This window comes from Microbacterium schleiferi, assembly GCF_020781975.1.
Lineage (GTDB): Bacteria > Actinomycetota > Actinomycetes > Actinomycetales > Microbacteriaceae > Microbacterium.
This window is the reverse complement of sequence record NZ_JAJGNI010000008.1, coordinates 74,467-98,148: the sequence shown is the minus strand read 5'-3', so window position 1 is coordinate 98,148 and position 23,682 is coordinate 74,467. Positions and strand designations below refer to the sequence as shown.

General features: G+C 67.2%; 29 protein-coding genes and 4 tRNA genes. 20 read left to right on the top strand and 13 right to left on the bottom strand.

All coding sequences use genetic code 11. The features are described from left to right. Positions 1-75 precede the first annotated feature (75 nt). Positions 76-588, top strand: a complete 513-nt coding sequence (locus LL236_RS10935; RefSeq protein WP_267189783.1) for a type II toxin-antitoxin system PemK/MazF family toxin — start codon at positions 76-78, stop codon at positions 586-588. Between the two features lie 270 nt (positions 589-858). On the opposite strand, the gene gdhA is transcribed toward LL236_RS10935, so the two are convergent. The 6 genes from gdhA to LL236_RS10905 form a co-directional block, all read right to left on the bottom strand. Next, positions 859-2,205 carry an NADP-specific glutamate dehydrogenase gene (gene gdhA / locus LL236_RS10930; RefSeq protein WP_228178810.1) on the bottom strand — a complete coding sequence of 449 codons (1,347 nt, stop codon included), beginning with the start codon at positions 2,203-2,205 and terminating at the stop codon, positions 859-861. A 75-nt stretch (positions 2,206-2,280) separates the two neighbouring features. After that, positions 2,281-2,931: a helix-turn-helix transcriptional regulator gene (locus LL236_RS10925; RefSeq protein ID WP_228178809.1), complete on the bottom strand. Its 651-nt coding sequence runs from the start codon at positions 2,929-2,931 to the stop codon at positions 2,281-2,283. Beyond that, positions 2,921-3,241 carry a non-heme iron oxygenase ferredoxin subunit gene (locus LL236_RS10920; RefSeq protein ID WP_228178808.1) on the bottom strand — a complete coding sequence of 107 codons (321 nt, stop codon included), beginning with the start codon at positions 3,239-3,241 and terminating at the stop codon, positions 2,921-2,923. The genes LL236_RS10925 and LL236_RS10920 overlap by 11 nt, the downstream gene beginning before the upstream one ends. After that, positions 3,222-3,662, bottom strand: coding sequence for a group III truncated hemoglobin (locus LL236_RS10915; protein WP_228178807.1), 441 nt, complete (start codon positions 3,660-3,662; stop codon positions 3,222-3,224). The genes LL236_RS10920 and LL236_RS10915 overlap by 20 nt, the downstream gene beginning before the upstream one ends. Further along, entirely contained in the window at positions 3,659-4,312 is a 654-nt protein-coding gene (locus tag LL236_RS10910) for a flavin reductase family protein (RefSeq protein WP_228178806.1), read from the bottom strand. Before LL236_RS10910 ends, LL236_RS10915 begins: the two co-directional genes overlap by 4 nt. Further along, positions 4,309-4,740 (bottom strand): hypothetical protein, encoded by a 432-nt coding sequence (locus LL236_RS10905; RefSeq protein ID WP_228178805.1) that lies wholly within the window; start codon positions 4,738-4,740, stop codon positions 4,309-4,311. Before LL236_RS10905 ends, LL236_RS10910 begins: the two co-directional genes overlap by 4 nt. Positions 4,741-4,817: 77 nt before the next feature. Between LL236_RS10905 and LL236_RS10900 the strand changes: the two genes are divergently transcribed. From LL236_RS10900 to LL236_RS10885, 4 genes are all read left to right on the top strand, one after another. Then, a complete protein-coding gene (locus LL236_RS10900) occupies positions 4,818-5,177 on the top strand; it encodes a DUF488 domain-containing protein (RefSeq protein WP_228178803.1) in 360 nt (119 codons plus the stop codon). 138 nt (positions 5,178-5,315) lie between these two features. Then, positions 5,316-6,374, top strand: coding sequence for an NAD(P)H-dependent flavin oxidoreductase (locus LL236_RS10895; protein WP_228178801.1), 1,059 nt, complete (start codon positions 5,316-5,318; stop codon positions 6,372-6,374). After that, the gene (locus tag LL236_RS10890) at positions 6,364-6,768 is read left to right on the top strand and encodes a hypothetical protein (protein WP_228178799.1); all 405 of its coding nucleotides are present in this window, start codon (positions 6,364-6,366) and stop codon (positions 6,766-6,768) included. Before LL236_RS10895 ends, LL236_RS10890 begins: the two co-directional genes overlap by 11 nt. Before the next feature lie 189 nt (positions 6,769-6,957). Next, positions 6,958-7,206 (top strand): CBU_0592 family membrane protein, encoded by a 249-nt coding sequence (locus tag LL236_RS10885; protein WP_228178796.1) that lies wholly within the window; start codon positions 6,958-6,960, stop codon positions 7,204-7,206. Between the two features lie 89 nt (positions 7,207-7,295). Here the strand turns inward: LL236_RS10885 and LL236_RS10880 are convergent, their stop codons facing one another. Next, positions 7,296-7,670, bottom strand: a complete 375-nt coding sequence (locus tag LL236_RS10880) for a hypothetical protein (protein WP_228178793.1) — start codon at positions 7,668-7,670, stop codon at positions 7,296-7,298. A 12-nt stretch (positions 7,671-7,682) separates the two neighbouring features. Here LL236_RS10880 and LL236_RS10875 point away from each other — a divergent pair, with 12 nt between their 5' ends. After that, positions 7,683-7,913 (top strand): hypothetical protein, encoded by a 231-nt coding sequence (locus tag LL236_RS10875; RefSeq protein WP_228178792.1) that lies wholly within the window; start codon positions 7,683-7,685, stop codon positions 7,911-7,913. Between the two features lie 59 nt (positions 7,914-7,972). Here the strand turns inward: LL236_RS10875 and LL236_RS10870 are convergent. Continuing rightward, positions 7,973-8,045, bottom strand: a tRNA-Val gene (locus LL236_RS10870). 144 nt (positions 8,046-8,189) lie between these two features. Between LL236_RS10870 and LL236_RS10865 the strand changes: the two genes are divergently transcribed. From LL236_RS10865 to LL236_RS10855, 3 genes are all read left to right on the top strand, one after another. Then, a tRNA-Gly gene (locus LL236_RS10865) sits at positions 8,190-8,262 on the top strand. Between the two features lie 50 nt (positions 8,263-8,312). Beyond that, positions 8,313-8,383 (top strand) — tRNA-Cys (locus LL236_RS10860). Between the two features lie 28 nt (positions 8,384-8,411). Further along, positions 8,412-8,486, top strand: a tRNA-Val gene (locus tag LL236_RS10855). Between the two features lie 78 nt (positions 8,487-8,564). Here the strand turns inward: LL236_RS10855 and LL236_RS10850 are convergent. Both LL236_RS10850 and LL236_RS10845 read right to left on the bottom strand, forming a co-directional pair. Further along, positions 8,565-9,425, bottom strand: coding sequence for a VOC family protein (locus LL236_RS10850; RefSeq protein ID WP_228178791.1), 861 nt, complete (start codon positions 9,423-9,425; stop codon positions 8,565-8,567). Positions 9,426-9,457: 32 nt separating this feature from the next. Continuing rightward, complete coding sequence (locus tag LL236_RS10845; RefSeq protein WP_228178789.1) at positions 9,458-10,033, bottom strand: NADPH-dependent F420 reductase; 576 nt, start codon at positions 10,031-10,033, stop codon at positions 9,458-9,460. Positions 10,034-10,148: 115 nt separating this feature from the next. Between LL236_RS10845 and LL236_RS10840 the strand changes: the two genes are divergently transcribed. Beyond that, positions 10,149-10,655, top strand: coding sequence for a MarR family winged helix-turn-helix transcriptional regulator (locus LL236_RS10840; RefSeq protein ID WP_228178788.1), 507 nt, complete (start codon positions 10,149-10,151; stop codon positions 10,653-10,655). 51 nt (positions 10,656-10,706) lie between these two features. Here LL236_RS10840 and LL236_RS10835 read toward each other — a convergent pair whose 3' ends face one another. Then, the gene (locus LL236_RS10835; protein WP_228178786.1) at positions 10,707-11,480 is read right to left on the bottom strand and encodes a hypothetical protein; all 774 of its coding nucleotides are present in this window, start codon (positions 11,478-11,480) and stop codon (positions 10,707-10,709) included. Positions 11,481-11,629: 149 nt separating this feature from the next. Between LL236_RS10835 and LL236_RS10830 the strand changes: the two genes are divergently transcribed. From LL236_RS10830 to LL236_RS10820, 3 genes are all read left to right on the top strand, one after another. Beyond that, positions 11,630-13,648 (top strand): DUF262 domain-containing protein, encoded by a 2,019-nt coding sequence (locus tag LL236_RS10830; protein ID WP_228178784.1) that lies wholly within the window; start codon positions 11,630-11,632, stop codon positions 13,646-13,648. Positions 13,649-13,714: 66 nt separating this feature from the next. After that, on the top strand, positions 13,715-15,724 hold the full coding sequence (gene thrS, locus LL236_RS10825) for a threonine--tRNA ligase (protein WP_228178783.1): 2,010 nt from the start codon (positions 13,715-13,717) through the stop codon (positions 15,722-15,724). Continuing rightward, entirely contained in the window at positions 15,721-16,278 is a 558-nt protein-coding gene (locus LL236_RS10820; protein ID WP_228178782.1) for an HIT family protein, read from the top strand. The genes thrS and LL236_RS10820 overlap by 4 nt, the downstream gene beginning before the upstream one ends. Before the next feature lie 9 nt (positions 16,279-16,287). On the opposite strand, the gene pdxY is transcribed toward LL236_RS10820, so the two are convergent. Next, a complete protein-coding gene (gene pdxY / locus LL236_RS10815; RefSeq protein WP_228178781.1) occupies positions 16,288-17,139 on the bottom strand; it encodes a pyridoxal kinase PdxY in 852 nt (283 codons plus the stop codon). Continuing rightward, entirely contained in the window at positions 17,136-18,491 is a 1,356-nt protein-coding gene (locus LL236_RS10810; RefSeq protein WP_228178777.1) for an aminotransferase class I/II-fold pyridoxal phosphate-dependent enzyme, read from the bottom strand. The genes pdxY and LL236_RS10810 overlap by 4 nt, the downstream gene beginning before the upstream one ends. A gap of 63 nt (positions 18,492-18,554) precedes the next feature. Between LL236_RS10810 and pdxS the strand changes: the two genes are divergently transcribed. From pdxS to LL236_RS10775, 7 genes are all read left to right on the top strand, one after another. Next, on the top strand, positions 18,555-19,445 hold the full coding sequence (pdxS, locus tag LL236_RS10805; RefSeq protein ID WP_308017270.1) for a pyridoxal 5'-phosphate synthase lyase subunit PdxS: 891 nt from the start codon (positions 18,555-18,557) through the stop codon (positions 19,443-19,445). Next, a complete protein-coding gene (pdxT, locus tag LL236_RS10800; protein ID WP_228178979.1) occupies positions 19,439-20,041 on the top strand; it encodes a pyridoxal 5'-phosphate synthase glutaminase subunit PdxT in 603 nt (200 codons plus the stop codon). The genes pdxS and pdxT overlap by 7 nt, the downstream gene beginning before the upstream one ends. A 36-nt stretch (positions 20,042-20,077) precedes the next feature. After that, positions 20,078-20,836 (top strand): YebC/PmpR family DNA-binding transcriptional regulator, encoded by a 759-nt coding sequence (locus LL236_RS10795; protein ID WP_228178775.1) that lies wholly within the window; start codon positions 20,078-20,080, stop codon positions 20,834-20,836. A gap of 46 nt (positions 20,837-20,882) precedes the next feature. Then, entirely contained in the window at positions 20,883-21,446 is a 564-nt protein-coding gene (gene ruvC, locus LL236_RS10790; RefSeq protein WP_228178773.1) for a crossover junction endodeoxyribonuclease RuvC, read from the top strand. Between the two features lie 78 nt (positions 21,447-21,524). Next, a complete protein-coding gene (gene ruvA, locus LL236_RS10785; RefSeq protein ID WP_228178772.1) occupies positions 21,525-22,136 on the top strand; it encodes a Holliday junction branch migration protein RuvA in 612 nt (203 codons plus the stop codon). Then, positions 22,129-23,151 carry a Holliday junction branch migration DNA helicase RuvB gene (gene ruvB, locus LL236_RS10780; protein WP_228178771.1) on the top strand — a complete coding sequence of 341 codons (1,023 nt, stop codon included), beginning with the start codon at positions 22,129-22,131 and terminating at the stop codon, positions 23,149-23,151. The genes ruvA and ruvB overlap by 8 nt, the downstream gene beginning before the upstream one ends. Positions 23,152-23,218: 67 nt before the next feature. Further along, entirely contained in the window at positions 23,219-23,671 is a 453-nt protein-coding gene (locus LL236_RS10775; protein ID WP_228178770.1) for a preprotein translocase subunit YajC, read from the top strand. Positions 23,672-23,682 lie beyond the last annotated feature (11 nt).

Here is a 23,682-nt window from a genome sequence, read left to right as displayed (position 1 = left end):
TGGGGCGTCGCGACGTAGTCGCGGCGCCCCACCGCTGTTCGCGTCGGCGGCGGCTAGGGTGACTTCGTGAATCGGCTGTCCTCGTTCGTCCACAGGGTTGCCCGCGCGATTACCTCCCCGCGGCGTGTGAGAGCGAGTCGGGATGCCTCACCGGGTGTACCGCCGCTCGCCATCCGGACACGGCTGATCGCGCCACCCGGCGCACACGGACTGAAGATCAGCTACGCGCCCGACGCCGACGGGGACGCTGACGCCGGCGAGATCGTGTGGACCTGGGTGCCTTACGCCGAAGGCGACGGGCGAGGCAAGGATCGGCCAGTCCTCGTGATCGGGCGCCAGGACGCCGATCACGTCTATGCCGTACGACTGACCAGCCAACCGCACGACGGCGAGGGAGGCTACATCGCGATCGGCTCAGGGCCGTGGGATGGGCGAGGGAGAGCATCCTGGGTCGACATCGAGCAGCTCTACAGTGTGCACCGTCGGGGCATGCGTCGTGAGGCGGCGGCGCTGGATCTCGATCGCTTCGTGCTCGTCGCCAACGCACTGCGCCGCCGTTACGGATGGGACGCCGAGAGGCGCCGATGATGCCGAATGTGGTGGGCGATACCAGACTCGAACTGATGACCTCTTCCGTGTGAACGCGGTCGGGAGGCCGATTCCCCTGATTCTTCGGGATCGCCGCGGCCCTCTTGGACCTCGGAATCCGCCCTCGGGGTGATTTTCGGGTGAGCGCGTAGGTTTCTCGCCGTGGCCGTCCGGTGACCGCTCATCCGATGAAGGTTTCCCGGCCAGCCTGCTGCGGCGCGGGCGTTCAACGTACGACTGTCACGAAACCCAGTCGGAGACGTCCGAGGCTCAAATGAGACCGAGGGCGAGCATGGCGTCGGCGACTTGGGTGAAGCCGGCGATGTTGGCTCCGGCGACGTAGTCGCCGGGCTTTCCGTAGGTATCCGCGGTCTCCAGGCAGCGGTCGTGGATGGAGCGCATGATCTCGCCGAGGCGCTCGTCGGTGTACTCGAAGGTCCAGGAGTCGCGGGAGGCGTTCTGCTGCATCTCGAGTGCGCTGGTGGCGACGCCGCCGGCGTTCACGGCCTTGCCGGGCGCGAACAGGACGCCGGCCTCACGGAGTGCGCGGATCGCCTCGGGTGTGGTTGGCATGTTCGCGCCTTCGGCCACGATGCGGGTGCCGCCCCGGATCAGCGCCGCGGCGCCGGTGGCGTCGAGCTCGTTCTGGGTCGCGCAGGGCAGCGCGATCTTGCAGGGCACGTCCCAGATCGACCCGCCGGGGATGAAGCGGGTGTCGGAGCGATGCTGGGCGTAGTCGCTGACGCGGCCGCGGTGACCGTTCTTGATCTCCTTGAGCAGTTCCAGGTCGATCCCCGTTTCATCGACGACGTAGCCGTCGGAGTCGGAGCAGGCGACCACGATGGCGCCGAGTTGCTGGGCCTTCTCGATCGCGTAGATCGCGACGTTGCCGGAGCCGGAGACGACCACTCGCTTGCCGTCCAGGACGTCGCCGGCGTCGCGTAGCATCTCGTCCACGAAGTAGACGGTGCCGTAGCCGGTGGCCTCGGTGCGCACCTGGGAGCCGCCCCAGGTCAGGCCCTTGCCGGTGAGTACGCCGGACTCATAGCGATTGGCGATGCGCTTGTACTGGCCGAACAGGTAGCCGATCTCGCGGCCGCCGACGCCGATGTCGCCTGCTGGCACGTCGGTGTACTCGCCGATGTGGCGGGACAGCTCGGTCATGAAGGACTGGCAGAACCGCATCACCTCGGCGCTCGAGCGTCCCTTCGGGTCGAAATCGCTGCCGCCTTTCGCGCCGCCGATCGGCATGCCGGTGAGGGCGTTCTTGAAGATCTGCTCGAAGCCGAGGAACTTCACGATGCCGAGGTAGACGGACGGGTGGAAGCGCAGGCCGCCTTTGTAGGGGCCGAGCGCGGAGTTGAACTGGACGCGGAAGCCGCGGTTGAGCTGGACCCGGCCGGCGTCGTCGGTCCACGGGACGCGGAAGATGATCTGCCGCTCCGGCTCGCACAGCCGCCGGATGATCTCGGCGTCCGCGTACTCGGGGTGCTTGGCCACGACCGGGCCGAGGCTCTCCAGGACCTCGCGGACGGCCTGGTGGAACTCGGCCTCGCCGGGGTTGCGGCGCACGACCTCCTCGAAGACCGGCGTCAGGGACTCATCCAGTACGGGCACGGTGGGACTCCATTTCGGTGGTGCGCTGCCGCGGGTGCGGCATATGGGCCGGCTCGCGGCACACGGGTTCCGACGCTACCGGGACGCGGCGAGGGCGGGTTCGAGGGTGACGAGACAGAGGTCGGGCTCGGCGAAGGGGACGAGGCGGGAACGGGTGCCGCTCGGTTCGAGAAGCTGTTCGATGAGTCCGCGGTGGACGGCGCACACCACCTGAGGGTGCTCGCGGGCGGCGTCGCGGAACGGGCAGGCGCGCAGCCGGATCTGCTGTTCGTGGGGGTCGGGGTCGAAGCCGAGCCGGTCGAGGACGTCGACGAGTCCTGCTGCGGGGTCGGTGTCAGTGAGTGGGTCGAAGCTGTCGGCCCAGCGGCGGCCGGCGTCGACGGACTCGGTGCTGGCGGTGTCGTCTGCTGCGAGGGCGCTGGCGAGGACGTGGATGAGCTGTTCGCGGGACTCCTCATCTCGCTCGGCGCCGGCCGGGGTGTAGAGGATCCGGGGGCGTCCGCGCCGCGTCTCGCTGCCGGTGCGGCGGTGGGCGAGGCCGGCGTCGGCCAGGCGGTCGAGGTGGAATCGGGCGGTCGTGACGTGGACGCCGAGCCGCTCCGCCACGGCTGCAGCGTCGAGGGGGGCGTTGGCGGCATGCAGTTCGTCGAGGACTTGGCGGCCGGCCGCGGAGGGCGACGCGGCACGGTGCCGTTCGGGGCGGTGCTCGTTCTGCTCAGGTGACATAGATCATCCCGTCGTGGACTTCGATGCGGCGGGTCGTCAGGGGGCGGTCGGCGGGCAGGGTCAGTGCCTGGCCGGTGGCGAGGTCGAAGCGTGCCCCGTGGGCCCAGCACTCCACGGTGCGGCCCTCGATGAAGCCGTCGGCCAGGGAGATCTGGGCGTGGGTGCAGGTGTCGTCGACCGCGCGGATGACTCCGGTGTCGTCGCGGACGATCAGGATCGCCTGACCGTCGATGACCTTCCGTATGGGCTGGCCGGTGCGCAGCTCGGTCTCGGCGCAGACGAGCGAGGGTTCACGGGTTGATGCGGGCATCGGCAGGCTCCTGGTCGGGGCGGCGGGTGATGGTCTCGAAGGCGCTGCCGGAGCGCCCGGCCAGGCGTCGCAGCATCGAGGCGGCGATGCGGTCGGCCTGCACCTTGGCGTGTTCGGCGACCGGGCCGGCGAACCGGTCGTCGAGGGCCTGGTTCCACAGTTCCAGCCACCGGTCGAAGTGCTCGGCGGTGAGCGGATGCCGTGCGTGGAGGACGAGGTGGAGCTGGAGCGCGTTGCGGTGATAGCGGTCGGCGCGGAACAACACGGTCTCCCAGAAGTCGCACATGATCGGCAGGTGGCGCTCCAGATCCAGCTTCGCGACCTCGGTGAAGATCGGCCCCAGCAGCGGGTCAGCGAACGCCGCCCGGTAGAACCCGGTCACGAGCTCAGCGACGTCCGTGCGATCCGCGAGATCCCTCACGGCGTGCGCCCCGCGATATCGCTGGTGGGGCGGTGGCCGTGCTCGGCGCCGAGGCCGAAGTAGTGCCGGAAGGAGTAGATCATCGGCCGCCAGGCACGCGGGTCGATGTGCTCGGTGCCCGGCACCACGATTTCCGGCGCGGCATGCACACGGGTGACCTCGGCCTCGACCAGGTGATACTCGCCGAGCCCCGGAGTGACTCGGCGGACGACGGCCTCCAACTGCAGCACGCACTCGGCCACCCGCGGCGGGGTCACCGTCTCCGATGCGCGCGGGGTGAGGCCCGCGGCGGCGAACTTGTCGGCGACATGCCGGTAACGAGGCGCCTTCGAGGCCGGTACGGGGTTCTTGCCGGTGGTGTCGCCGATCGCCTCGACCGCCTCCCACAACTCCGGCTGGGGGAAGCTGACGGTCAGCTCCGGTAGGGCGAGGACGTTGTCGATGGTCTGACCGCCGTCCTCCAGGCCGATCACGAGCATCTGCCCGAGCGCCCAATACGAGGACGCGGCGGCCAGGTTCGCGGTGCCGTCCGGGTTTCGCGAGGCGATCAGCATCACCGGGGTGCCCACGTAGAGGATGCTCGGACGGATCACCACACGCGCCGCCCCGACCTCGGTCGCTGCCCTGCTCGGTTCGGAATGCTCGGTCATGAGGCCAACAGGAGAACGCCGAGGGCGATGAGCAGCCCGACCTTGACGACTTCGAGAGCGATGTAGCCCAGGTGCAGGCCGGTGCGGGGTGCATGGTCGGCCGATCCTTCGGTGCGGACCTTGCGGTCCATCAGCGGCCGCAGCACGAGCGCGCCGAGCCCGAGGGCGACGCCGACCGCGACGACCAAGGCGAGCTGCGCCGGCGATGCGTCGGCCGCGCTCACCAGCACTCCGGCGAGGACGGCGAGCCACAGGACGGCCTCGGCGATGTTCAGCGCTCGGAACACGAGCCGGCCGATGCCGACCCCGAGCGGGATCGTGATGCCAGGGGCACGGAACTTCAGCGGCGCCTCCAGGAACGAGATCGCCAGCACCATCCCGAGCCAGGTGAACACCGCCGCGATCTGCACGCCCAGGGCCGCCGTCATGATCCGTCTACCTCCAATAAACCGGAGTAGTCTCCTGTTTATTCAGAGCCTACTCGCACCAACGGAGGGGGCGCATCGTGACCGAGGGCCTGCGCCTCAAGCGGGTCTACGACGCCCCCGAGCCCGGCGACGGCTTCCGGGTGCTGGTCGACCGGCTCTGGCCGCGAGGACTGAGCCGGCAACGCGCCCGCCTTGACCTGTGGTGCAAGCAGATCGCCCCAAGCCCCGGCCTGCGCACCTGGTGGGACCACGACCCGGCCCGCTTCGCAGCGTTCACCGACCGCTACCGTGCCGAACTCACCGACAACCCGACGCTCGAGGAACTGGGCGCGCTGCTGCGCGACCACCCGCCCGCGACGCTCCTCTATGCGGCGCGCGACCCGCAGATCAACCACGCGATCGTGCTCCGCGACGTCCTCCAGGAGCACGCGCGATGACCGAGGCGGCCGCCGAGGGCGGGGAGGCGGTGTGCTGGCTGGACCGAGTCTGCCCGGACTGCGGCGCGCTCACCTCGCCTGATGCGGAGGCCTGCTGGCGGTGCGGCATCCCCACCCCGAACCGACAGGAGCACGCGAATGAGCGGGACTAGACGGCTGGAGGAACTGCTCGGCATTCAGACGCCGATCGTGCTCGGCCCCTTCGGTGGGCTGTCCTCGGTGGAGCTGACCGCCGCGGTCAGCGGCCTCGGCGGCCTCGGCTCCTACGGCCTGTATGGCTATACCCCGGAGCGCATCCGCGAGACGGTGCAGGCGCTGCGCGCGGCGACCGCGAACCCGTTCGCCGTGAACCTATGGCTGCCGACCGGGGACGAAGTCGACCCGATCGACGCCGACCTGGACGCCGCGATCGGCGCCGTGGCCCCGTTCTTCGTCGAGCTCGGCATCGACGTCCCGCCGGTGCCGGCCCGGTTCCTGCCCGACATCGACGAGCAGCTCGAAACCGTGCTCGAGACGCGGCCCGCCGCGGTGAGCCTCGTCTACGGCGTGCCCCCGGCCTGGTTCCTCGACCGCGCCCACAGCCTCGGGATCCGGGTGATCGGCACCGCCACGACCGCCGAGGAGGCGGTCGCACTCGAAGCCAGCGGCGCCGACGCGATCGTCGCGACCGGCTTCGAGGCCGCCGGCCACCGGGTCTCCTTCCTCGCCCCGGCCGAACAGTCCCTGGTCGGCACGATCGCGCTCGTACCGCAGGTCGTCGACGCCGTCACGATTCCCGTCGTCGCGGCCGGCGGGATCGGCGACCGCCGCGGAGTTGCCGCCGCCTTTGCACTCGGCGCCTCCGGCGTCCAGGTCGGCACCGCCTTCCTGCGCACCCGGCAGTCCGCCGCCCCCGACGCGCACCGGCAGGCGATCAGCCACAGCCCCGCGCACGGCACCATGCTGACCCGGGCGATGAGCGGCCGCCTGGCCCGCGGCATCCCCAACCGCGCCACCAGCACAATCGAAGATCAGCGGGCGATCGCCCGGTTCCCCGCACAGAACTGGCTCACCGGCCAGTTCCGCACCGAAGCCGCCCGCCAGAACCATGGCGAGCTGCTCTCACTGTGGGCAGGACAAGCGGCCGCGGTGTCCCGCTCGACCGAAGCAGACGAGGTGTTCGCCGAACTCACCGCAGGCGTGCCCGATGGACACTGAGCTACGCGCCAGCACAACCGTCGACGCGGACCCGGCGGCCGTGTTCAGCCACTTCACCGACCCCGTGCTGCTCACGCACTGGCTCGCCACCACGGCCCGCATCGCCCGCACCGACGCCGGCCAGATACTCCACGCCGACGCCGACGGCCGGCACATCACCGCACTCGCCCTCGATCAGCGCCCCGCCGGCTGGGTCATCTACCAATGGCGCATCACATGGCCCGGAGAGCCCCAACCACTCGACACCCGACTCGAACTCGCCATCCACCGCGACGCGAACCTGATCCGCGTCGACGTCGTCCACTGGCACCTGGACGCACGATTCCTGCCCCGCCTACAGCAGGACTGGCACTCGCGACTCGAACGACTGCAACACACGGCAGGCACCCGATAGGCCGCCCGCCCTCACGCATGCCGCGGCTCATCCAGCCGCGATGCAGTGTGTATGCCATCTGCCCTGCGATCTCTCAGACAGCGCGGCGACGCCGTGGGAGAACGGCAGGGCAGCCGACAGTGGGTGCGCCCGGACGAGACACGCCGCACCCGGAACGACAAGACGACGATCCGAAAGAGGCGCATCGTCATGTTCGAACAAATCGTCCAGATCGCTGGATCTCTGCTGATCCTCAGCGCATTCGTCGCCACCCAAACGCGCCGCCTGAAGCACGATTCCTGGACTTACCTCGTACTCAACCTGGTCGGCTCCGCGACGCTCGCAGTCCTGGCACTCCAAGAACAGCAATGGGGATTCCTACTCCTGGAGGGCGTCTGGGCCATCGTCTCCATCGCAGGAGTCATCACCAAGCTGCGTACTCACGGCGAACCGCAGTAAGTAGCGCGTCTAGCGGATGCCGTCCCGATATGGCCGAGTGAACGGTCCATCACTACGACGGCCACGCATGGAACCGGCCACCGATATAACTAGACGCCGAGACCGTCGCGCTCCGGCCCGGTCCTGCCGTGGTCGGTGGACGGTCGGGGTCGGCCGAGCTGGGCGGCGCGTCCCTCGCGTGCTGCCTGGGCGCGCTCGGCGGCCTGCCGCTCGGCCTCGGCTCGGGCGGCGAGTTCGCGGACGTACTGGACGGCCTCGCTGATTGGTAGCGCCTCGATCCGAGCGAGGTCGTGCCAGGCCTGCTCCGCGCGGGCACGCCACCCGCTCGCACGCGTGATCGCGGCACTCGGAGTCGCCGGGCCGAGCACCTGTCGGCGCAGGATGGTGGACTCGCGCAGGTGTCGCACCGCGAGCCGAGCCCGCTCGCGGTGGGCCTGCAGCGCCTCCTGCCGCGCCTCGGCCACGCGTGGGGAGGCGTGCCGCTGACGACCGTGCAGGCGTGGCTCGGGCACGGCTCCATCCAGATCACCGCCCGCTACCTGCACCACCTCGGCGACTTCGCCGACCGCACCGCGCTCGACGTGCTCAACAGCGGCGCGTCCAAGGCGCTGAGCGAGCGCGCGAAGAAGCTGCCTGGGTTGAGCCGATTCGGCACCACCGACCCGCACCGGCAGGCGCCTGATCGCGGGCACGGCCTGGGCCGGTAGCGGGCGCGTCGCGCGGGAACACGAGAGCCCCTGGCTTCATGCCAGGGGCTCTCTCGCTGTGGGCGATACCAGACTCGAACTGATGACCTCTTCCGTGTGAAGGAAGCGCGCTACCAACTGCGCCAATCGCCCAAGACCCTCGCGGGCCAAGTCTCGATCCTACCGGATTCCTGGTCGAGCACACGACCGCGGACCCCGACACGCGCGGAGCCGTTTCGGTTTTGCGCGGCGGCGATTCTCGACTAAAGTCGGTCAGGCGCCACACGGTGGTGCAATGCGGATGTAGCGCAGTTGGTAGCGCATCACCTTGCCAAGGTGAGGGTCGCGAGTTCGAGTCTCGTCATCCGCTCGAGTGCGGGGCTTCCTTCGGGAGCACGACACGTGGGTCGAACCACACACGGTGGCGTGGCCGAGCGGCTAGGCACCGGCCTGCAAAGCCGTTTACACGGGTTCGAATCCCGTCGCCACCTCGCATGACAACTGAATAGCCTTTTTTAGGCGCGATTGGCGCAGCGGTAGCGCGCTTCCCTGACACGGAAGAGGTCACTGGTTCGATCCCAGTATCGCGCACCACGAACAACGAAAACCCCCGGAGTTCCGGGGGTTTTCTCGTGTGTCCAGGTGGATGGTTCCGCGCAAGCTCGCTGCGCACTACGCGGCCAGGGCCACCCGGATCGAATTCGCCCAGGGATCCTCGAAGGTAAGTGTCGCGCCGTCATCGGCCACGTCGACACCGTGGTGGCGCATCCGTTCATCGAGCGCGCCGAGGTCGTCACGAGATGGGACCAGGAGATTGACTTCACCGAGGCCCAGCGCGGGCTGACGCCGCCCGGCGCCGCGGCTGTTCCACACGTTCATCGCCATGTGGTGGTGGTAGCCACCGGCGGAGACGAACAGCGCCGAGCCGTGGAAGTCCAGCGTGGCGTCGAACCCCAGCCGGTCGACATAGAAATCGCGCGCTATGCTTACGTCTCCGACGCTGAGGTGGACGTGCCCGACTCGCGCCGCACGGATGCTGTCAGGCTCGGTGGACGGGTCGCTGAGGTGCTCGCGCAGGAACTGATTCGGGTCGAGGAAGAGGGTGTCCATCTCGACCTGTCCGTGCGTCCAGGACCACTGCGTTCGGGCGCGGTCCCAATACAACTCGACACCGTTGCCCTCAGGGTCCGTGAAGTAGAAGGCCTTGCTGACGAGGTGATCGGCGCTGCCGGTGAACGTTCCGGGGGCCCGACGTGCGACCGATGCCACAGCCGAAGCGAGGGCAGTTTCTGTCTCGAACAGGATTGCCGTGTGATACAAGCCCGCCTGCCCGGACGCGGCGTGACGGAGCTCGGGCGTGTGAACAAGGACCAGTACGGGAACGCCGCCGCGTCCCAGCGTGGCGGTCGGTCCGGCGTGACTGAGAAGCTGCAGCGGCACCGCCTCGGTGTAGTAGCGGATCATCGCATCCAGGTCTCCGACCTTCAGAGTGACCGCTCCCATGTGGGTTGCTGCCGCGAGCTTGTCAGACATGCCGAACCTTTCGTTCCTGTCGTCCAGAGCCGTTACCGGACGACCGCGAAGCCAGCGGTCCAGCTGATCTTCTCGGAGGCCGCCAGGGTCAGCTGGAGGAAGCCGATCGCCTCAAGCTCGTGTGCACGCGCCAGAGCGCCGGCGTCAAGCGCTGCAAGCCCACCGGCGGTGACAGCGTTGATCAAGGCAGCTTTCGCGTCAGCGTCGTCTCCGGCGACCAGCACCGTGGTCTTCTCGGTTCCGACCGTTCCAGCCGCCAGGGTAGCCGCGAAGTTCGTGTTGAAGGCTTTGAGGACGCGTGCGCCCGGCAGAGCCTTCTGGAGCTCAGCCGCAGCCGATGAGCCGACCGGCACCACGAGGGAGTCGAACGTCTCGAAGTTCAGGGGGTTCGTGATGTCCACGACGGTCTTGCCCGTCAGCTGCTCGCCGTAGGTTGCTGCGATCGTCTCGAGGGCGCCATACGGGACGGCGAGGACGACAAGGTCGCCCTCGATCGTTGCGTCCGTATCACCGCTGACGATGTGCTGGATCGAGGCGCCCCCGCGAGCGAGGACGCCGGCGATGGCCCCGCCCATGTTTCCGTTGCCGAAGATGGTGATCGTGCTCATGATGTGACCTGCCTTCTCTGAGAGTCCCGCGGGCCTGCGGGAGGTGGATAGCCCATGCGAGCTATGTGACTGCCCAACATAGTTGTAGCAACAACTATTCCCGTAGAATCGCACAATGCACAGAACCCGATCTTTCACGGCCGAGGAGCGGGCCACCTGGGTTCCGCTTGTTGCCGTGCTCGAACTGCTCCCCAAACAACTGGACACGCAGCTGAAGCGGGATGAACAGCTCAGCCACTTCGACTACTTCGTCCTCTCGCTACTGGCACTCAGCGATGGGCGCACACTGCGGATGAGCACCTTGGCGATCGAGTCAAACGCCACGCTTCCGCGTCTGTCGCATGTCGTCTCACGCCTCGAAGAGCGAGGATTCGTTCGGCGCCTCCCGGCGCCTGAGGACGCGCGTGCGATGGATGTCGAACTCACCAGTGCTGGACGCCGCAAGGTCATCGCGGCCACACCAGGGCACGTCGCCAACGTGCGTTCTTTCGTGCTCGACGCGCTCTCCCCGACCCAGCAGGCGCTGCTGCGCGAGATCGCGGAGATCATTCTTGATCGCCTTGACCCGACCCAGAGTCTCGCTGCGCACGCACGACACGTGCCGGTCGATTCCAGCACGTAACGACGAAGACCCCCGTCCTTCATCGGATGAGGGCCTTCGGGTCGCTGTGGATCAGGCCTCGCTCATCGCGAGCTTCTCCTTCTGGCCCTTTGCGGCGTAGTACGCGGCACGGGCTGCATCCCGGCGCGCCTGCTCGGCCTGGCCGGCCTCGCGGATCTCCTCCGAGACGGGGTAGTACTCGGTGGTGGGCTTGCCGTGGTACTTCTCGATGTAGGCGTCAAGCTCCGGGCCCGACGTCCAGGATGTGATGAGGCAGTAGCGCGGCTCGTCGCCCTGGTGGTGGACGGCGTGCCAGAGACGCTGCGTGTCGACGATCAGCTGAGCACCAGCCGGCAGCGCGATGCGGTACTCGATGCTCGGGTCGGTGCGGTTCTCACGCAGGACGAAGTAGCTGTCCTTGTCATCGGTCAGGTTGAAGAACCCACGAACTACCCAACCGGTGCCGTCGGGGTTGAGGCGGTTGTTGTCGTCCTGGTGGAGGTTGTAGAGGCAGTCGGCGTACGAGTTCGGCTGCAGCTCGATGATGCGGCACCGTCCCACGTTCGCGCCTGGCTCCTTCGCCCGGGCGGTGAGGGTTGGTGCAAGTGCGGTCTGGGAATCGATCCAGACGCCGTCCTTGTCGGTACGGGGCGGCTGGTGGTTCCAGAAGCCGTTGCACTCGATCTCGCCCTTGGCAGAGGCAAGAGGTGCGAAACGAGTGTCACCCGAGGACTTCCAATCCACGTACTCGATGTCGAGCCATTCCTTCGGATCGATCGGATCGTTGTAGCTGTCGAGGACGACAAAGCCGGTCTCGTCGAGAGCGGCGCTCTTGATGTAACCCATAGGGTTTGTGCCTTTCGGTCGGTGAGCCAGCGCGTTTTTACAGGCCCAACTTAGGCAACCCTACCTCCGGCCCTGCGCGGGAACCTGGGCATCCGCGCCGTGATTATTAGACTCGTCGGGGTCGTCCACGCAGCCGGAGGAGACACTCGATGATCACTGCGACGAACATCCGCGCTCACGCCGTGAACACGGTTGCGTGGTTAGCGTCTGCGCAGGCCACGATCGTCGTCCCGGTCTATCAGCGGCAGTACCGCTGGGATATCGGCGGGTGCGAACAGCTCCTCAGCGACATCCGCGCTGTCGCCGATCGGGATGCCGATCAGATGCACTTCATCGGCTCGATTCTCAGCGCCGCCGATTCTTCGAGTCCCCGCTCGGGCGACGACACGGAGGAATGGGTGCTCATCGACGGGCAGCAACGCATCACGACACTGATGCTGCTGGTCGCCGCGCTGTTCCACACCATCCGGGACGAAGACGCCGCCCTTGCCGCAGAACTTGAGCGCGTGCTCCTTCACGCTGCCACCGGTGACACGAAGCTTCGGCCTCACCGTGAGTGGGCAGGAGCCTTCCGGGACGTCGTCGTTGGGGCTGCGGATGGGGTCCCCGCGCCCTCACGGTTCGCCGACAACTACGCGTTCTTCCGTAGCCAGATTTCCGCCGATGATGTGGCCCGGGTCTGGCGCGGGCTTCAGCGGCTCGAGCACGTCGCCATTTCGCTGGGTACTGGCGCCAATGCGCAGCAGATTTTCGAGAGCCTGAACTCCACGGGCGAGCCACTGCGCGACCACGAGTTGATTCACAATTACGTGCTCATGGGACTCTCGCATGCCGAGCAGCTGGTCATCGAAGACGAGTACTGGGCTGCCATCGAGCGCAGCACCGGCGATCACATCGCCTCGTTCTGGGCCCACTACCTCGTCATGGTCGGCGGACGCGAGGTCGCCACTACCGCGTCGGGTCGCGGTGTCTACGACGTATTCCGCACTCATTTCCCGCGGCTCGACCCCGTGGCGCTTCGAACCCTGGCAGAACAGTGGCGTTCCTTCGCGCAGCTCTACGCGACGCTGCTTGACCCCAAGGGGGAACCGGATCCCGAAATCCGGGCGCGTCTGCACTACCTCAACACGTTCGCCCGCGGGATGTATCCGCTCGTCATGGCGCTCTACGCGCGCCACCGCGCCGGCGAGATCGAGCGCAACGATTTTCTGAGCGTGCTCGACGATCTGCAGTCGCTTCTCTTGCGCCGCGACGTGGTCAGCGTCGGGTCGGATCGTCTCGTTGCCCGCCTCGTCCGCGCATCACGGGAGGGCATCGGCGCACTCGCGGCTGCGATCTCTCGCCAGACCCCGTCCGATGACCGCGTGCGTGTTGCGCTGAAGCACAGCCCGCTGCCGCATCCGGAGTATGTCCTGTCCCGGCTGGCCGACGTCGATCCGGCGCAGGATGACCTCGTGATCGACCACGTCTTCCCGCCAGCGCCGTCGGACGACTGGACCGGCGGCGATGGGCGGCGGTGGAAGGACTACAGCGAGGACGAACAGAACAGTCACCGGGCTCTAGCCGCGACCCTCGGTAACCTCGCGCTGCTCGAGGAGCCCCTTGCCGCCCAGGTCTTCGACGCGGACTTCCCCGATAAGCGCACGGTGTATGGCAGGAGTTCCATGACCGTCACGCAGCCGTTGGCGTCGATCGAGAGGTGGGGAACCGCCGCGATCAGCGGTCGGTCAGCGGAGCTCGCTCAGCAGGTGATGACGCTCTGGCGCCGCCGGGGCCCGCTCGTCATCGACGACGATGGGTTGACCCCCATTCTGGATGCGATTCCGCGCCGCGGATGGCCCCGAGGCTGGGAGCGCGAATTCTCGTATGTGGAGTACGTCGGTGAGCACTGGGAAGTTCCCGACATCAAGTACCTCTTCAATCGCGTCTTCAAGCGGTTGTGGGCGGATCGACGTGACGCGGTCATCGCGTACTGCTCCCGGCGAGGTGGGCCCGTCTACAACGAGCGTGCGTGGAACGGTGACTGGGACAGCCTGGATGACGACCATCACCTGTACATGGGGTGGGACTCGCGATACATGATGGCTGCCGTGCAGGGAGTGCTCGAGGAGGCGGGGCTCGCGCCCGAGGTCTTCGTCAAGTACTCGTACATCGGGCAGATCATGTGATCGCTCTGGTCGGATGCCCCCGCTCGGCTCGGTAGCCTTGAGACTGACATCGCCCAGGAGTTCGCTGTGACACAACCGCTCGTCCCGTCTGACGTGGCCTATCCCGCCGACGGTTTCGCCCTCTTCCCCGATCGCTCTGTCGTGGCCCTGCGGGTCAACGGCACGTTGCGGGATCTCGCGACGGTTGTGACCGCCGAGGACACGGTGGAGCCCGTGACGATCGACAGTGCCGACGGGCTCGACATCCTTCGACACTCGACAGCGCATGTGCTCGCCCAGGCCGTGCAGCGGATCCGGCCGCAGGCGAACCTCGGGATCGGACCGCCGATCACCGACGGCTTCTACTACGACTTCGGCGTCGAGGAACCGTTCACGCCCGAAGACCTCAAAGCCATCAAGAAGGAGATGGAGCGCATTGTCCGCGAGGGCCAGCGCTTCACTCGACGGGTGGTCACCGAGGATGAAGCACGTGCGGAGCTTGCCGACGAGCCGTTCAAACTCGAACTCATCGGGTTGAAGGGTGGAGGAGCGGATGCCGCCGAGGGTGCGTCGGTCGAGGTCGGCGGTGCGGAACTGACGATCTACGACAATGTGAGCCGCGACGGCGAGACGGTCTGGAAGGACCTCTGCCGCGGTCCGCACGTTCCGGGCACTCGCATGATCGGTAACGGCTGGGATCTGACCCGAATCGCCGGCGCCTACTGGCGCGGCAGCGAGAAGTACCCTCAGTTGCAGCGCATCTACGGCACCGCGTGGCCGACGAAAGACGAGCTGCGCGCCCACCAGCACCGTCTCGAAGAAGCTGCGCGGCGCGATCACCGCAAGCTCGGCGCTGAACTGGACCTCTTCTCGTTCCCGGACGAGATCGGGCCGGGACTGGCGGTCTTCCATCCCAAGGGTGGCATCATCCGCTACGAGATCGAGCAGTACATGCGTCAGCGCCTGCTCGCCGCCGACTACGAAATGGTCAACTCGCCCCACATCACCAAGGGCGACCTCTTCATGACCAGCGGCCACCTCCAGTGGTACGCCGACGGGATGTACCCGCCGATGGAGCTTGACGAGATCGTGGATGCCGAAGGCCACGTCACCCGGCAGGGGCAGGAGTACTACCTCAAGCCGATGAACTGCCCGTTCCACAACCTGATCTTCCGGTCGCGAGGCCGCAGCTACCGTGAACTGCCGCTGCGACTTGCAGAGTTCGGCACGGTCTATCGCTACGAGAAGAGTGGAACCCTTGCGGGTCTCACCCGCGTGCGGGGGATGACGCAGGATGACGCCCACATCTACGTGACCGCCGATCAGGTGCGCGACGAGCTGACGCGAAACCTCGATTTCGTGCTCTCGGTGCTGCGCGACTACGGTCTGCAGGACTTCTACCTCGAGCTGTCCACCAAAGAGGAAGGCAACCCGAAGTTCATCGGTGACGACTCCTTGTGGGCGGAAGCTACCGAGACCCTCCGCGAGGTGGCCGAAGCCTCGGGCCTCGAGCTCGTGCCCGACCCGGGCGGCGCCGCGTTCTACGGACCGAAGATCTCGGTGCAGGCCCGCGATGCGATCGGTCGCACCTGGCAGATGTCGACGATCCAGCTTGATTTCAATCAGCCCGAGCGGTTTGAACTCGAGTACACCGGTCCCGACGGCGCGAAGCACCAGCCGGTGATGATCCACCGCGCGTTGTTCGGCTCGATCGAGCGGTTCTTCGCGATCCTCCTCGAGCACTACGCAGGCGCCTTCCCGGTATGGCTGGCCCCCGTTCAGGTCGTCGGCATTCCCGTCGCCGATGAATATGCCGCCTATCTCGGTTCGTTCATCGACCGGCTCCGCTCCGCGGGCGTCCGAGCGGAGCTCGATCGCAGCGACGACCGCATGCAGAAGAAGATCCGCACGCACACGACCCAGAAAGTCCCGCTTCAGGTCATCGCGGGGGAGCAGGACCGTTCCGCGGGAACCGTCTCGTTCCGTTTCCGTGATGGCTCGCAGACGAACGGCATTCCGCTGGATGAGGCGGTCGCGCGTATCAGCGCCGCCATCGAGAACAAGGCGCTCGTCGATACCGCCGAGGATCTGGCATGACGGATGCCGCGGCATCCAGTTCGGAGGGCGTGCCGTCTTCCGAGTTCGCCGGGGTCCCCGACGGCTTTCAGCGGCTCTGGACACCTCACCGGATGGCGTACGTCCAGGCCGGTGCAGACGCGATGCGCGCCGCGTGTCCGTTCTGCGCCGCTCCGGGAAAGTCGGATGCCGACGGCCTGATCGTCCACCGCGGCACGAGCGCCTACGTTCTGCTGAATCTCTTTCCGTACAACTCCGGTCACCTGTTGGTGTGCCCGTACCGCCATGTCGCGACGTACGATCAGGCAACGGCCGAGGAGACCCAGGAGATCGCCGAGCTCACGCAGACAGCTATGCGCGTACTTCGCTCGGTGTCGCGTTGTGACGGCTTCAACATCGGGATGAACCAGGGTGCGGTAGCCGGTGCGGGTGTCGACGAGCACCTGCACCAGCACGTTGTTCCGCGATGGGCCTCGGACGCGAACTTCTTTCCGATCATCGCGCGCACCAAGGCGCTGCCTCAGCTTCTGGGCGACGTGCGCGAGACCCTCGCGGCAGCCTGGCCCGCCGACTGAGCGTAGAGGTCAGCGAACGCGTGCGACCTCGAACTGCATCCGCGGGTGGGCATAAACCTCCTGCGATTCGATGAGTTGCAGTTCCCGCTCGCCCGAGTCGTAGGTGTTCTGCAACAGATCGAACACGCTTGAGACCGTCCGTGCGAGGGCGAGCGCGGCGTCACCGGTCGCCCCGTAGTGGGCGGTGAACAGCGCGGCAGTCACATCGCCAGAGCCGTTCGCCTTCATCGGGATGCGCGGCGTCTGCACGATCCATGCGCCGTCGTCGGTGACGGCGAGCATCTCGATCGTGCCCTCGGGAGCATCCGGGCGTTCGACACTGGTGACCAGGACTGTCCGCGGGCCCATGGCGCGGGCGAGATCCGCCGAGACGAGCGTGGATTCGAGATCGGCGGGTTCGGTGCCCGTCAGGAAGCCGAGCTCGAACTGGTTCGGGGTGATGATGTCGGCAGCGGGAACTACACGCTCGCGCAGCAGCACCGGGATGGCCGGCGCGACGAAGCATCCTGACTTCGCATTACCCATGACCGGATCGCAGGCGTAGACCGCCGCCGGGTTGGCGGCTTTGACCCGGGCGACGGCGTCCAGGATCACATCTCCGATGCCCTCGGAGCCCTGGTAGCCCGACAGCACCGCGTCGATCTGCGGAAAGACTCCGCGCTCCTCGATGCCGGTGAGCACCTCCGCGACGTCCGCCGGCGAGATCAGCGGTCCGCGCCAGGCGCCGTACCCGGTGTGGTTGGAGAAGTTCACGGTGTACACCGGCAAGACCTCGACGCCGATGCGCTGCAGCGGAAACACTGCTGCCGAGTTGCCGACGTGGCCGTAGGCGACGGCGGACTGGATCGAGAGGACCTTCATGATGGCTGACCTGCTTTCGCGGAACGGGCCGCGTCGATGGCGGCTGACAGATCGGATGCCAGGCGTGTCGCCTCAGCATCCGTGAGGTCGTGCACGGTGAGGCGCAGTCGCTGGGCGGCATCCTCTCCGGCGAGCACGAATTCTTCGCCGGAGCGCGCCAACCAGCCGCGCCGCATGAGATGTTCGCCCACGGCGCGGGCCGGGACTCCCAGCGGCACCCAGAGATTGAGGCCGTCGGCGGCGTGTGCCGGTACACCGGCGTCCTGCAGGAGCTGCGCAACTGCAGCGTTGCGTTCGGCGTAGTGGGCCCCCGCACGCCGGATGTCGTCGCGCACTGCATCGTCGGTGAGCAGCGCGTGGGCTAGGCGCTGCAGCAGATGACTCACCCACGTCGTCCCCGGGCTCAGACGCAGCGCGAGTCGCGCCGCCGTTTCGGGGTCCGACGCGGTAACCGCCAGGCACATGTCGGGGCCGAGGAATTTCGACACCGACCGGATGAGTGCCCAGCGTTCGTGATCGGGTCCGACGATCGTGTGGAAGGGGCGCTCGGAGAGGAGGGAGAAGTGGTCGTCCTCCACGACGAGAACATACGGGTGCGCGGCGAGCTCAGCGCGCAACGCGGCTGCCCGCGCTGCTGACAGGCTGGCGCCGGTGGGATTCTGGGCGCGGGGGGTGCTCACGATGGCACGCACCCCGGCATCCAGGGCCGCACGGAGCCCAGCGACAGTCATTCCTTCGTCGTCGACAGGAACCGGCACCGCCCGGTAGCCGCCCAAACGCAGGATGTTCATCGTCGACAGGAAGCAGGGGTCTTCGACGGCGACGGCATCCTCACGGGCGAGGGACTGTCCGAGCAGCCGCTCGATCGCGTCTGACGCGCCGCCGGTGATCGTCAAACGCAGCTCGGGCTGATCGACCATCGCCTCGCGCATCCACGCGTTCGCCCACGCCTCGAAGTTGCGGTCGATGACCGGCTCACCGTAGAGCACGGGTCGGCCGGTGACGCGCGAGAGCAGGCGGGTTGGATCGGGGATGAGTGCGGCATCCGGATTTCCGGTGCCGAGGTCACGCAGAACCGTTCCGGAAGCAAAGCCCTCCTGCGGCATCCGGGGCGATCCGGCAACGAGGGTCCCGCCCCTGCCCCGTGTCACAACAGTTCCCGCCTGGGCGAGATGGCGATAGGCAGCGACGACAGTATTGCGATTCACGCCCAAACGCTCGGCCAGGGCGCGGACCGGGGGGAGCGCGTCACCGGGAGCGAGCACGCCGCGTTCGACGAGGCCCCGAACGCTCTCCGCGATGTCGGTCGCCGTCGAGCCGGCGATGGCCGGGTGCGCATCGAGAGCAGTCATCCCGACGAGTCTAAGCGGTGGGACATGCTAGGTTTTGGCATAGGTCAAGACGAAGGGATCCTCGTGTCCGCATCCACCACCGGTTCGTCTCGCGTCAAGCGCGGGCTCGCCGAAATGCTCAAGGGCGGCGTCATCATGGACGTCGTCACCCCCGACCAGGCGAAGATCGCCGAGGACGCGGGCGCCGTCGCGGTGATGGCCCTGGAGCGGGTGCCCGCTGACATCCGCGCGCAGGGCGGCGTGTCGCGCATGAGCGACCCCGACATGATCGACGGCATCATCGAGGCGGTGTCGATCCCCGTCATGGCCAAGGCGCGGATCGGGCACTTCGTCGAAGCTCAGGTGCTGCAGGAGCTCGGCGTGGATTACATCGACGAATCCGAGGTACTCTCGCCCGCCGACTACGTCAACCACATCGACAAGTGGGGTTTCACGGTGCCTTTCGTGTGCGGTGCCACGAACCTCGGTGAGGCTCTGCGCCGTATCAACGAGGGCGCCGCGATGATCCGCTCGAAGGGCGAAGCCGGCACCGGTGACGTCTCTGAGGCCATGAAGCACATCCGCAAGATCAAGGGCGAGATCGCCGCACTCGGTGCGCTCTCCAAGGATGAGCTGTACGTCGCCGCTAAGGAACTTCAGGCTCCGTACGAGCTCGTCGCCGAGATCGCTGAGACCGGAACGCTGCCGGTCGTGCTCTTCGTCGCTGGGGGCGTTGCTACGCCCGCGGATGCCGCGATGATGATGCAGCTCGGGGCCGACGGCGTCTTCGTCGGATCGGGGATCTTCAAGTCCGGGAATCCGGCGGAGCGCGCGGCGGCGATCGTGAAGGCGACGACCTTCTATGACGACGCGAAGGTCATCGCGGACGTGTCCCGGGGCCTCGGCGAAGCGATGGTCGGCATCAACGTCGCCGACCTTCCGGCACCCCATCGCCTCGCCGAGCGGGGCTGGTGAGCACTACCCGTCCGCATGTCGGTGTGCTCGCCCTCCAGGGCGATGTGCGCGAGCATGTGGCGGTGCTGCGCGGCCTCGACGTCGAAGTTTCCCTCGTGCGCCGACCCGAGGAACTCGCCGCTGTCGACGGGCTGGTCCTCCCCGGCGGCGAGTCCAGCGTGATCGACAAGTTGTCCCGAGCCTTCGGGATGCGTGAGCCGATCATCGCGGCGCGAGAGGCCGGGATGCCGATGTACGGCACGTGCGCCGGCCTGATCCTCTTGGCCGACGACATCATCGATGGCATCGAGGGTCAGCAGACATTTGGTGGCCTGGACGTCATCGTGCGCCGCAACGCGTTCGGAAGCCAGGTCGACTCGTTCGAAACCGACATCGATGTGCCAGTCTTCGGCGAGCCAGCGGTGCACGCGGTCTTCATCCGTGCGCCGCTGGTCGAGCAGGTCGGGGAGCGAGCCGAGGTCGTGGCGTCCCTCGACGACGACCGTGTGGTCGCCGTCCGCCAGGGTGCCCTGCTCGGAACCTCGTTCCACCCCGAGGTGACCGGCGAGACGCGGTTCCACGAGTTGTTCCTGCGCGCCGTGCGCTCGGCAGCCTGACGGAGCACGCTTCACGCGGCCGATAGAATCGAGCGCATGTCCGGCCACTCCAAGTGGGCGACGACCAAGCACAAGAAGGCCGTCATCGACGCGCGTCGTGCCAAGTCGTTCGCCAAACTCATCAAGAACATCGAAGTCGCAGCCAAGCTCGGCGGTGCCGATCTCGCTGGTAACCCCACGCTGTACGACGCCGTGCAGAAGGCGAAGAAGACCTCGGTTCCCAATGACAACATCGACCGCGCAATCAAGCGCGGTGCAGGCATCTCGGGCGACGCCGTCGAATACCAGACGATCCTCTACGAAGGCTACGGACCGAGCGGCGTGGCCCTCATGATCGAGTGTCTGACCGACAACAAGAACCGCGCGGCAGCCGAAGTGCGCACAGCGCTCTCGCGCAACGGAGGAACGCTGGCAGACCCCGGGTCAGTCGCCTACAACTTCCACCGCAAGGGAGTCATCGTCGTCTCGGGTGAGGGCACCACAGAAGACGACGTCATGATGGCGGCACTCGAGGCAGGGGCCGAGGAGATCGAGCCGCACGCTCAGGGATTCGAAGTCATCACCGAGGCATCCGACCTCGTCGCCGTGCGTTCGGCGCTGCAGGAGGCGGGCCTTGACTACGAGTCGGCGGATGTCGAGTTCGTTCCCTCGCTCAAGGTCGAGGTCGACGCCGACACTGCACGCAAGGTATTCCGGATCATCGACGCTCTCGAAGACAGCGACGACGTCCAGAACGTCTACAGCAACTTCGACCTGTCGGCCGAGGTCCAGGCCGAGCTCGAGAACGACGAGTAGGGCGCGCCTTCTGGGCACCGCCGCTCGTCGCGCCTAGCGTTACCGGGTGGCGACTGTTCGCGTGCTCGGAATCGATCCCGGCCTCACCCGCTGCGGCGTGGGTGTCGTGGATGTCGCTGCCGACCGCTCTGCGGCACTTGTCCATGTCGGCGTGATCCGGACGGATGCCGACCTCGCCATCGAGCTGAGGCTCGCCGGCATCGCGTCCGGCATCCGCGAGATCCTGGATTCGCATCGGCCCGATGTCGTTGCGGTGGAGCGCGTGTTCGCCCAGCACAATCGGAGCACGGTCATGGGTACTGCGCAGGCCAGCGGTATCGCGTTGATGCTCGCGGGCGAGCGGGGTCTTCCGGCGGCTACGCACACCCCGACCGAGGTCAAGGCCGCGATCACCGGGTACGGCAGCGCCGACAAACGCCAAGTGCAGACGATGGTGGCGCGCATCCTGCGGCTGGATGTCCTCCCGCAGCCTGCAGACGCCGCCGACGCCTTGGCGCTCGCTCTGTGTCATGCGTGGCGCGGCGCTCCTCAGGCGCGCGCGGCGACCGGCGGCTCGCTGACCAAGGCGCAGCAGGCCTGGCGGGATGCCGAGCGGCGCGCTCGGGTCTGAGCGTGTCGCTCGAACAAATGTCCGATTCGCCGCATAGCCTGCTCTGAGGCGCGGGCCGCGCCGAACGGGAGGAGCACGATGATTTCGTCAGTGCGGGGCGTCGTCGGCTACGCCGACCTGGACTCGGTGGTGATCGAAGTCGGGGGCGTGGGACTCAACGTCGCCGTGACGCCCGACGTCGCCCGCGCGGCGCGAGTCGGTGAACCGCTGTTCCTGCACACATCGTTGATCGTCCGAGAGGACGCACTGAGCCTCGTGGGCTTCGAGACCCGCGACGAGCTGACGACGTTTCTGCTGCTGGTCGGAGTCACCGGCGTCGGCCCGAAGTCCGCACTGGGAGTGCTCAGCGCGATGTCGGTCGATCAGATCGCCACCGCTGTCGCCGCCGAAGACGACGCGCCCTTCCGTCGGGTATCGGGAATCGGCCCGAAGACGGCAAAGCTGATCGTGCTGCACTTGACGGGGAAGGTCATAGCCCCCGCTGTGGCGTCGCGCGCGGCATCCGGATCTGACAGCCGAGCTGACGCGGTGACAGCCGCGTTGACCGGGCTCGGATGGCCCGAGCGCCACGCCGCCGAGGTGGCAGCGAGCGTCATTGAGGATGCCGCCTCCGAGGCGTCAGTGCAGGATCTGCTGCGCCGAGCGCTGGCAGAGCTCGGGCCCGCACGCAAGGAGACGACCCGTGGATGACCTCACCGACCCCACGCCCTCGAAGGATGAGTCTGAGCTCGCGATCGAGGGAGCGTTGCGGCCGTCGTCCCTTGCTGAGTTCGTCGGGCAGACCAAGGTCAGGGGACAGCTTCAGCTCCTCCTCGACGCAGCACGCCTTCAGGAGCGACCCGCCGATCACATCCTGCTGGCCGGTCCACCAGGCTTGGGCAAGACGACGCTCGCCATGATCGTCGCTCACGAGAGCGAACGGCCGCTGCGGATGTCGAGTGGACCGGCGATCCAGCACGCCGGCGATCTCGCGGCTCTGCTCTCGAGCTTGACTCCCGGTGAAGTGCTCTTCATCGATGAAATCCATCGCATGGCTCGCTCTGCCGAAGAGATGCTCTACCTCGCCATGGAGGATTTTCGGATCGACATCATGGTCGGCAAAGGCGCCGGTGCCACGAGCATCCCTCTCGATCTGGCCCCGTTCACGCTCGTGGGCGCCACGACGCGCGCGGGCCTGCTCCCGAATCCGCTGCGAGATCGGTTCGGCTTCACAGCGCACCTGGAGTATTACGAGCCCGAAGAACTGGAGCGGGTCCTCGAGCGATCGGCGCGGATGCTGGACGTTCCGCTGCCAGCCGAGTCTCGCGCCGAGATCGCCCGGCGCTCACGAGGGACACCGCGCATCGCGAACCGGCTGCTACGGCGGGTCCGCGACTACGTCGTCGTCCACGGTGGCAGCGCCTCTGCGGCATCCGTAGACGCCGCCCTCGACCTGTACGACGTTGACGCGATTGGCCTTGACCGACTTGATCGCGCCGTCCTGGAGGCGCTCGTGCGCCGGTTCCATGGCGGTCCCGTCGGACTCAACACTCTCGCCGTGACCGTCGGCGAGGAAGCCGACACGATCGAGTCTGTGATCGAGCCCTACCTCGTGCGCATCGGCTTCATGGGCCGCACCCCCCGCGGCCGCGTTGCGACTCCTGACGCCTACGCGCACCTCGGTGTACGTCATGCCGATCAGACGCTGAGATTCGATGACCTATAATTCCTGGAGGCTTTGACCCCACGCGGCCCGACGTCTGCGCGGCCGCACCCGAAAGGCGCCCTTCTTCATGAACTTCCAGGATTTCTTCCTCAACTACGGCCTGCTCATCCTGCTGGGCGCCCTCCTGGTGTTCATGTTCTGGAACTCCAGCCGCCGCATGAAGAAGCAGCGCGAGGAGCAGGCACAGAAGGCGCGCCAGACCGTTCCCGGCGCCGAGGTGCTGCTGCAGGGCGGCCTGTACGGCACCATCGTCGAGTTCGACCCCGACAATCTCGACCAGCCTGCGGTTGTCGAGATCGCGCCCGGCGTCGACATCAAGGTCCACAGCCAGGCGATTCTGCGGATCATCACGCCCGCTGACGAGGTTGAGGACGAAACCGACGACGGTTTCGACGACATCGTCGACAACTATCACGAGACCCACGACGGCGAGTCCTCGGATGCTGTGACCACGGACGCGGAGCCGGCCGCCGAGACCGACGCCGACGGGCGCGACGGCGACACCAAGCCCAACGCCTGACCCTTTCTGGA

Bases quoted from the DNA above. Each gene is read 5' to 3' on its own strand.
- LL236_RS10845 (WP_228178789.1), bottom strand. From the start codon at position 10,033: ATGAGCACGATCACCATCTTCGGCAACGGAAACATGGGCGGGGCCATC.
- LL236_RS10910 (WP_228178806.1), bottom strand. From the start codon at position 4,312: ATGACCGAGCATTCCGAACCGAGCAGGGCAGCGACCGAGGTCGGGGCG.
- LL236_RS10820 (WP_228178782.1), top strand. From the start codon at position 15,721: ATGACGGATGCCGCGGCATCCAGTTCGGAGGGCGTGCCGTCTTCCGAG.
- LL236_RS10890 (WP_228178799.1), top strand. From the start codon at position 6,364: ATGGACACTGAGCTACGCGCCAGCACAACCGTCGACGCGGACCCGGCG.
- LL236_RS10835 (WP_228178786.1), bottom strand. From the start codon at position 11,480: ATGGGTTACATCAAGAGCGCCGCTCTCGACGAGACCGGCTTTGTCGTC.
- LL236_RS10925 (WP_228178809.1), bottom strand. From the start codon at position 2,931: ATGTCACCTGAGCAGAACGAGCACCGCCCCGAACGGCACCGTGCCGCG.
- LL236_RS10850 (WP_228178791.1), bottom strand. From the start codon at position 9,425: ATGTCTGACAAGCTCGCGGCAGCAACCCACATGGGAGCGGTCACTCTG.
- LL236_RS10840 (WP_228178788.1), top strand. From the start codon at position 10,149: ATGCACAGAACCCGATCTTTCACGGCCGAGGAGCGGGCCACCTGGGTT.
- LL236_RS10920 (WP_228178808.1), bottom strand. From the start codon at position 3,241: ATGCCCGCATCAACCCGTGAACCCTCGCTCGTCTGCGCCGAGACCGAG.
- LL236_RS10895 (WP_228178801.1), top strand. From the start codon at position 5,316: ATGAGCGGGACTAGACGGCTGGAGGAACTGCTCGGCATTCAGACGCCG.
- LL236_RS10830 (WP_228178784.1), top strand. From the start codon at position 11,630: ATGATCACTGCGACGAACATCCGCGCTCACGCCGTGAACACGGTTGCG.
- LL236_RS10885 (WP_228178796.1), top strand. From the start codon at position 6,958: ATGTTCGAACAAATCGTCCAGATCGCTGGATCTCTGCTGATCCTCAGC.
- LL236_RS10810 (WP_228178777.1), bottom strand. From the start codon at position 18,491: ATGACTGCTCTCGATGCGCACCCGGCCATCGCCGGCTCGACGGCGACC.
- pdxY (WP_228178781.1), bottom strand. From the start codon at position 17,139: ATGAAGGTCCTCTCGATCCAGTCCGCCGTCGCCTACGGCCACGTCGGC.
- LL236_RS10775 (WP_228178770.1), top strand. From the start codon at position 23,219: ATGAACTTCCAGGATTTCTTCCTCAACTACGGCCTGCTCATCCTGCTG.
- ruvA (WP_228178772.1), top strand. From the start codon at position 21,525: ATGATTTCGTCAGTGCGGGGCGTCGTCGGCTACGCCGACCTGGACTCG.
- LL236_RS10795 (WP_228178775.1), top strand. From the start codon at position 20,078: ATGTCCGGCCACTCCAAGTGGGCGACGACCAAGCACAAGAAGGCCGTC.
- LL236_RS10905 (WP_228178805.1), bottom strand. From the start codon at position 4,740: ATGACGGCGGCCCTGGGCGTGCAGATCGCGGCGGTGTTCACCTGGCTC.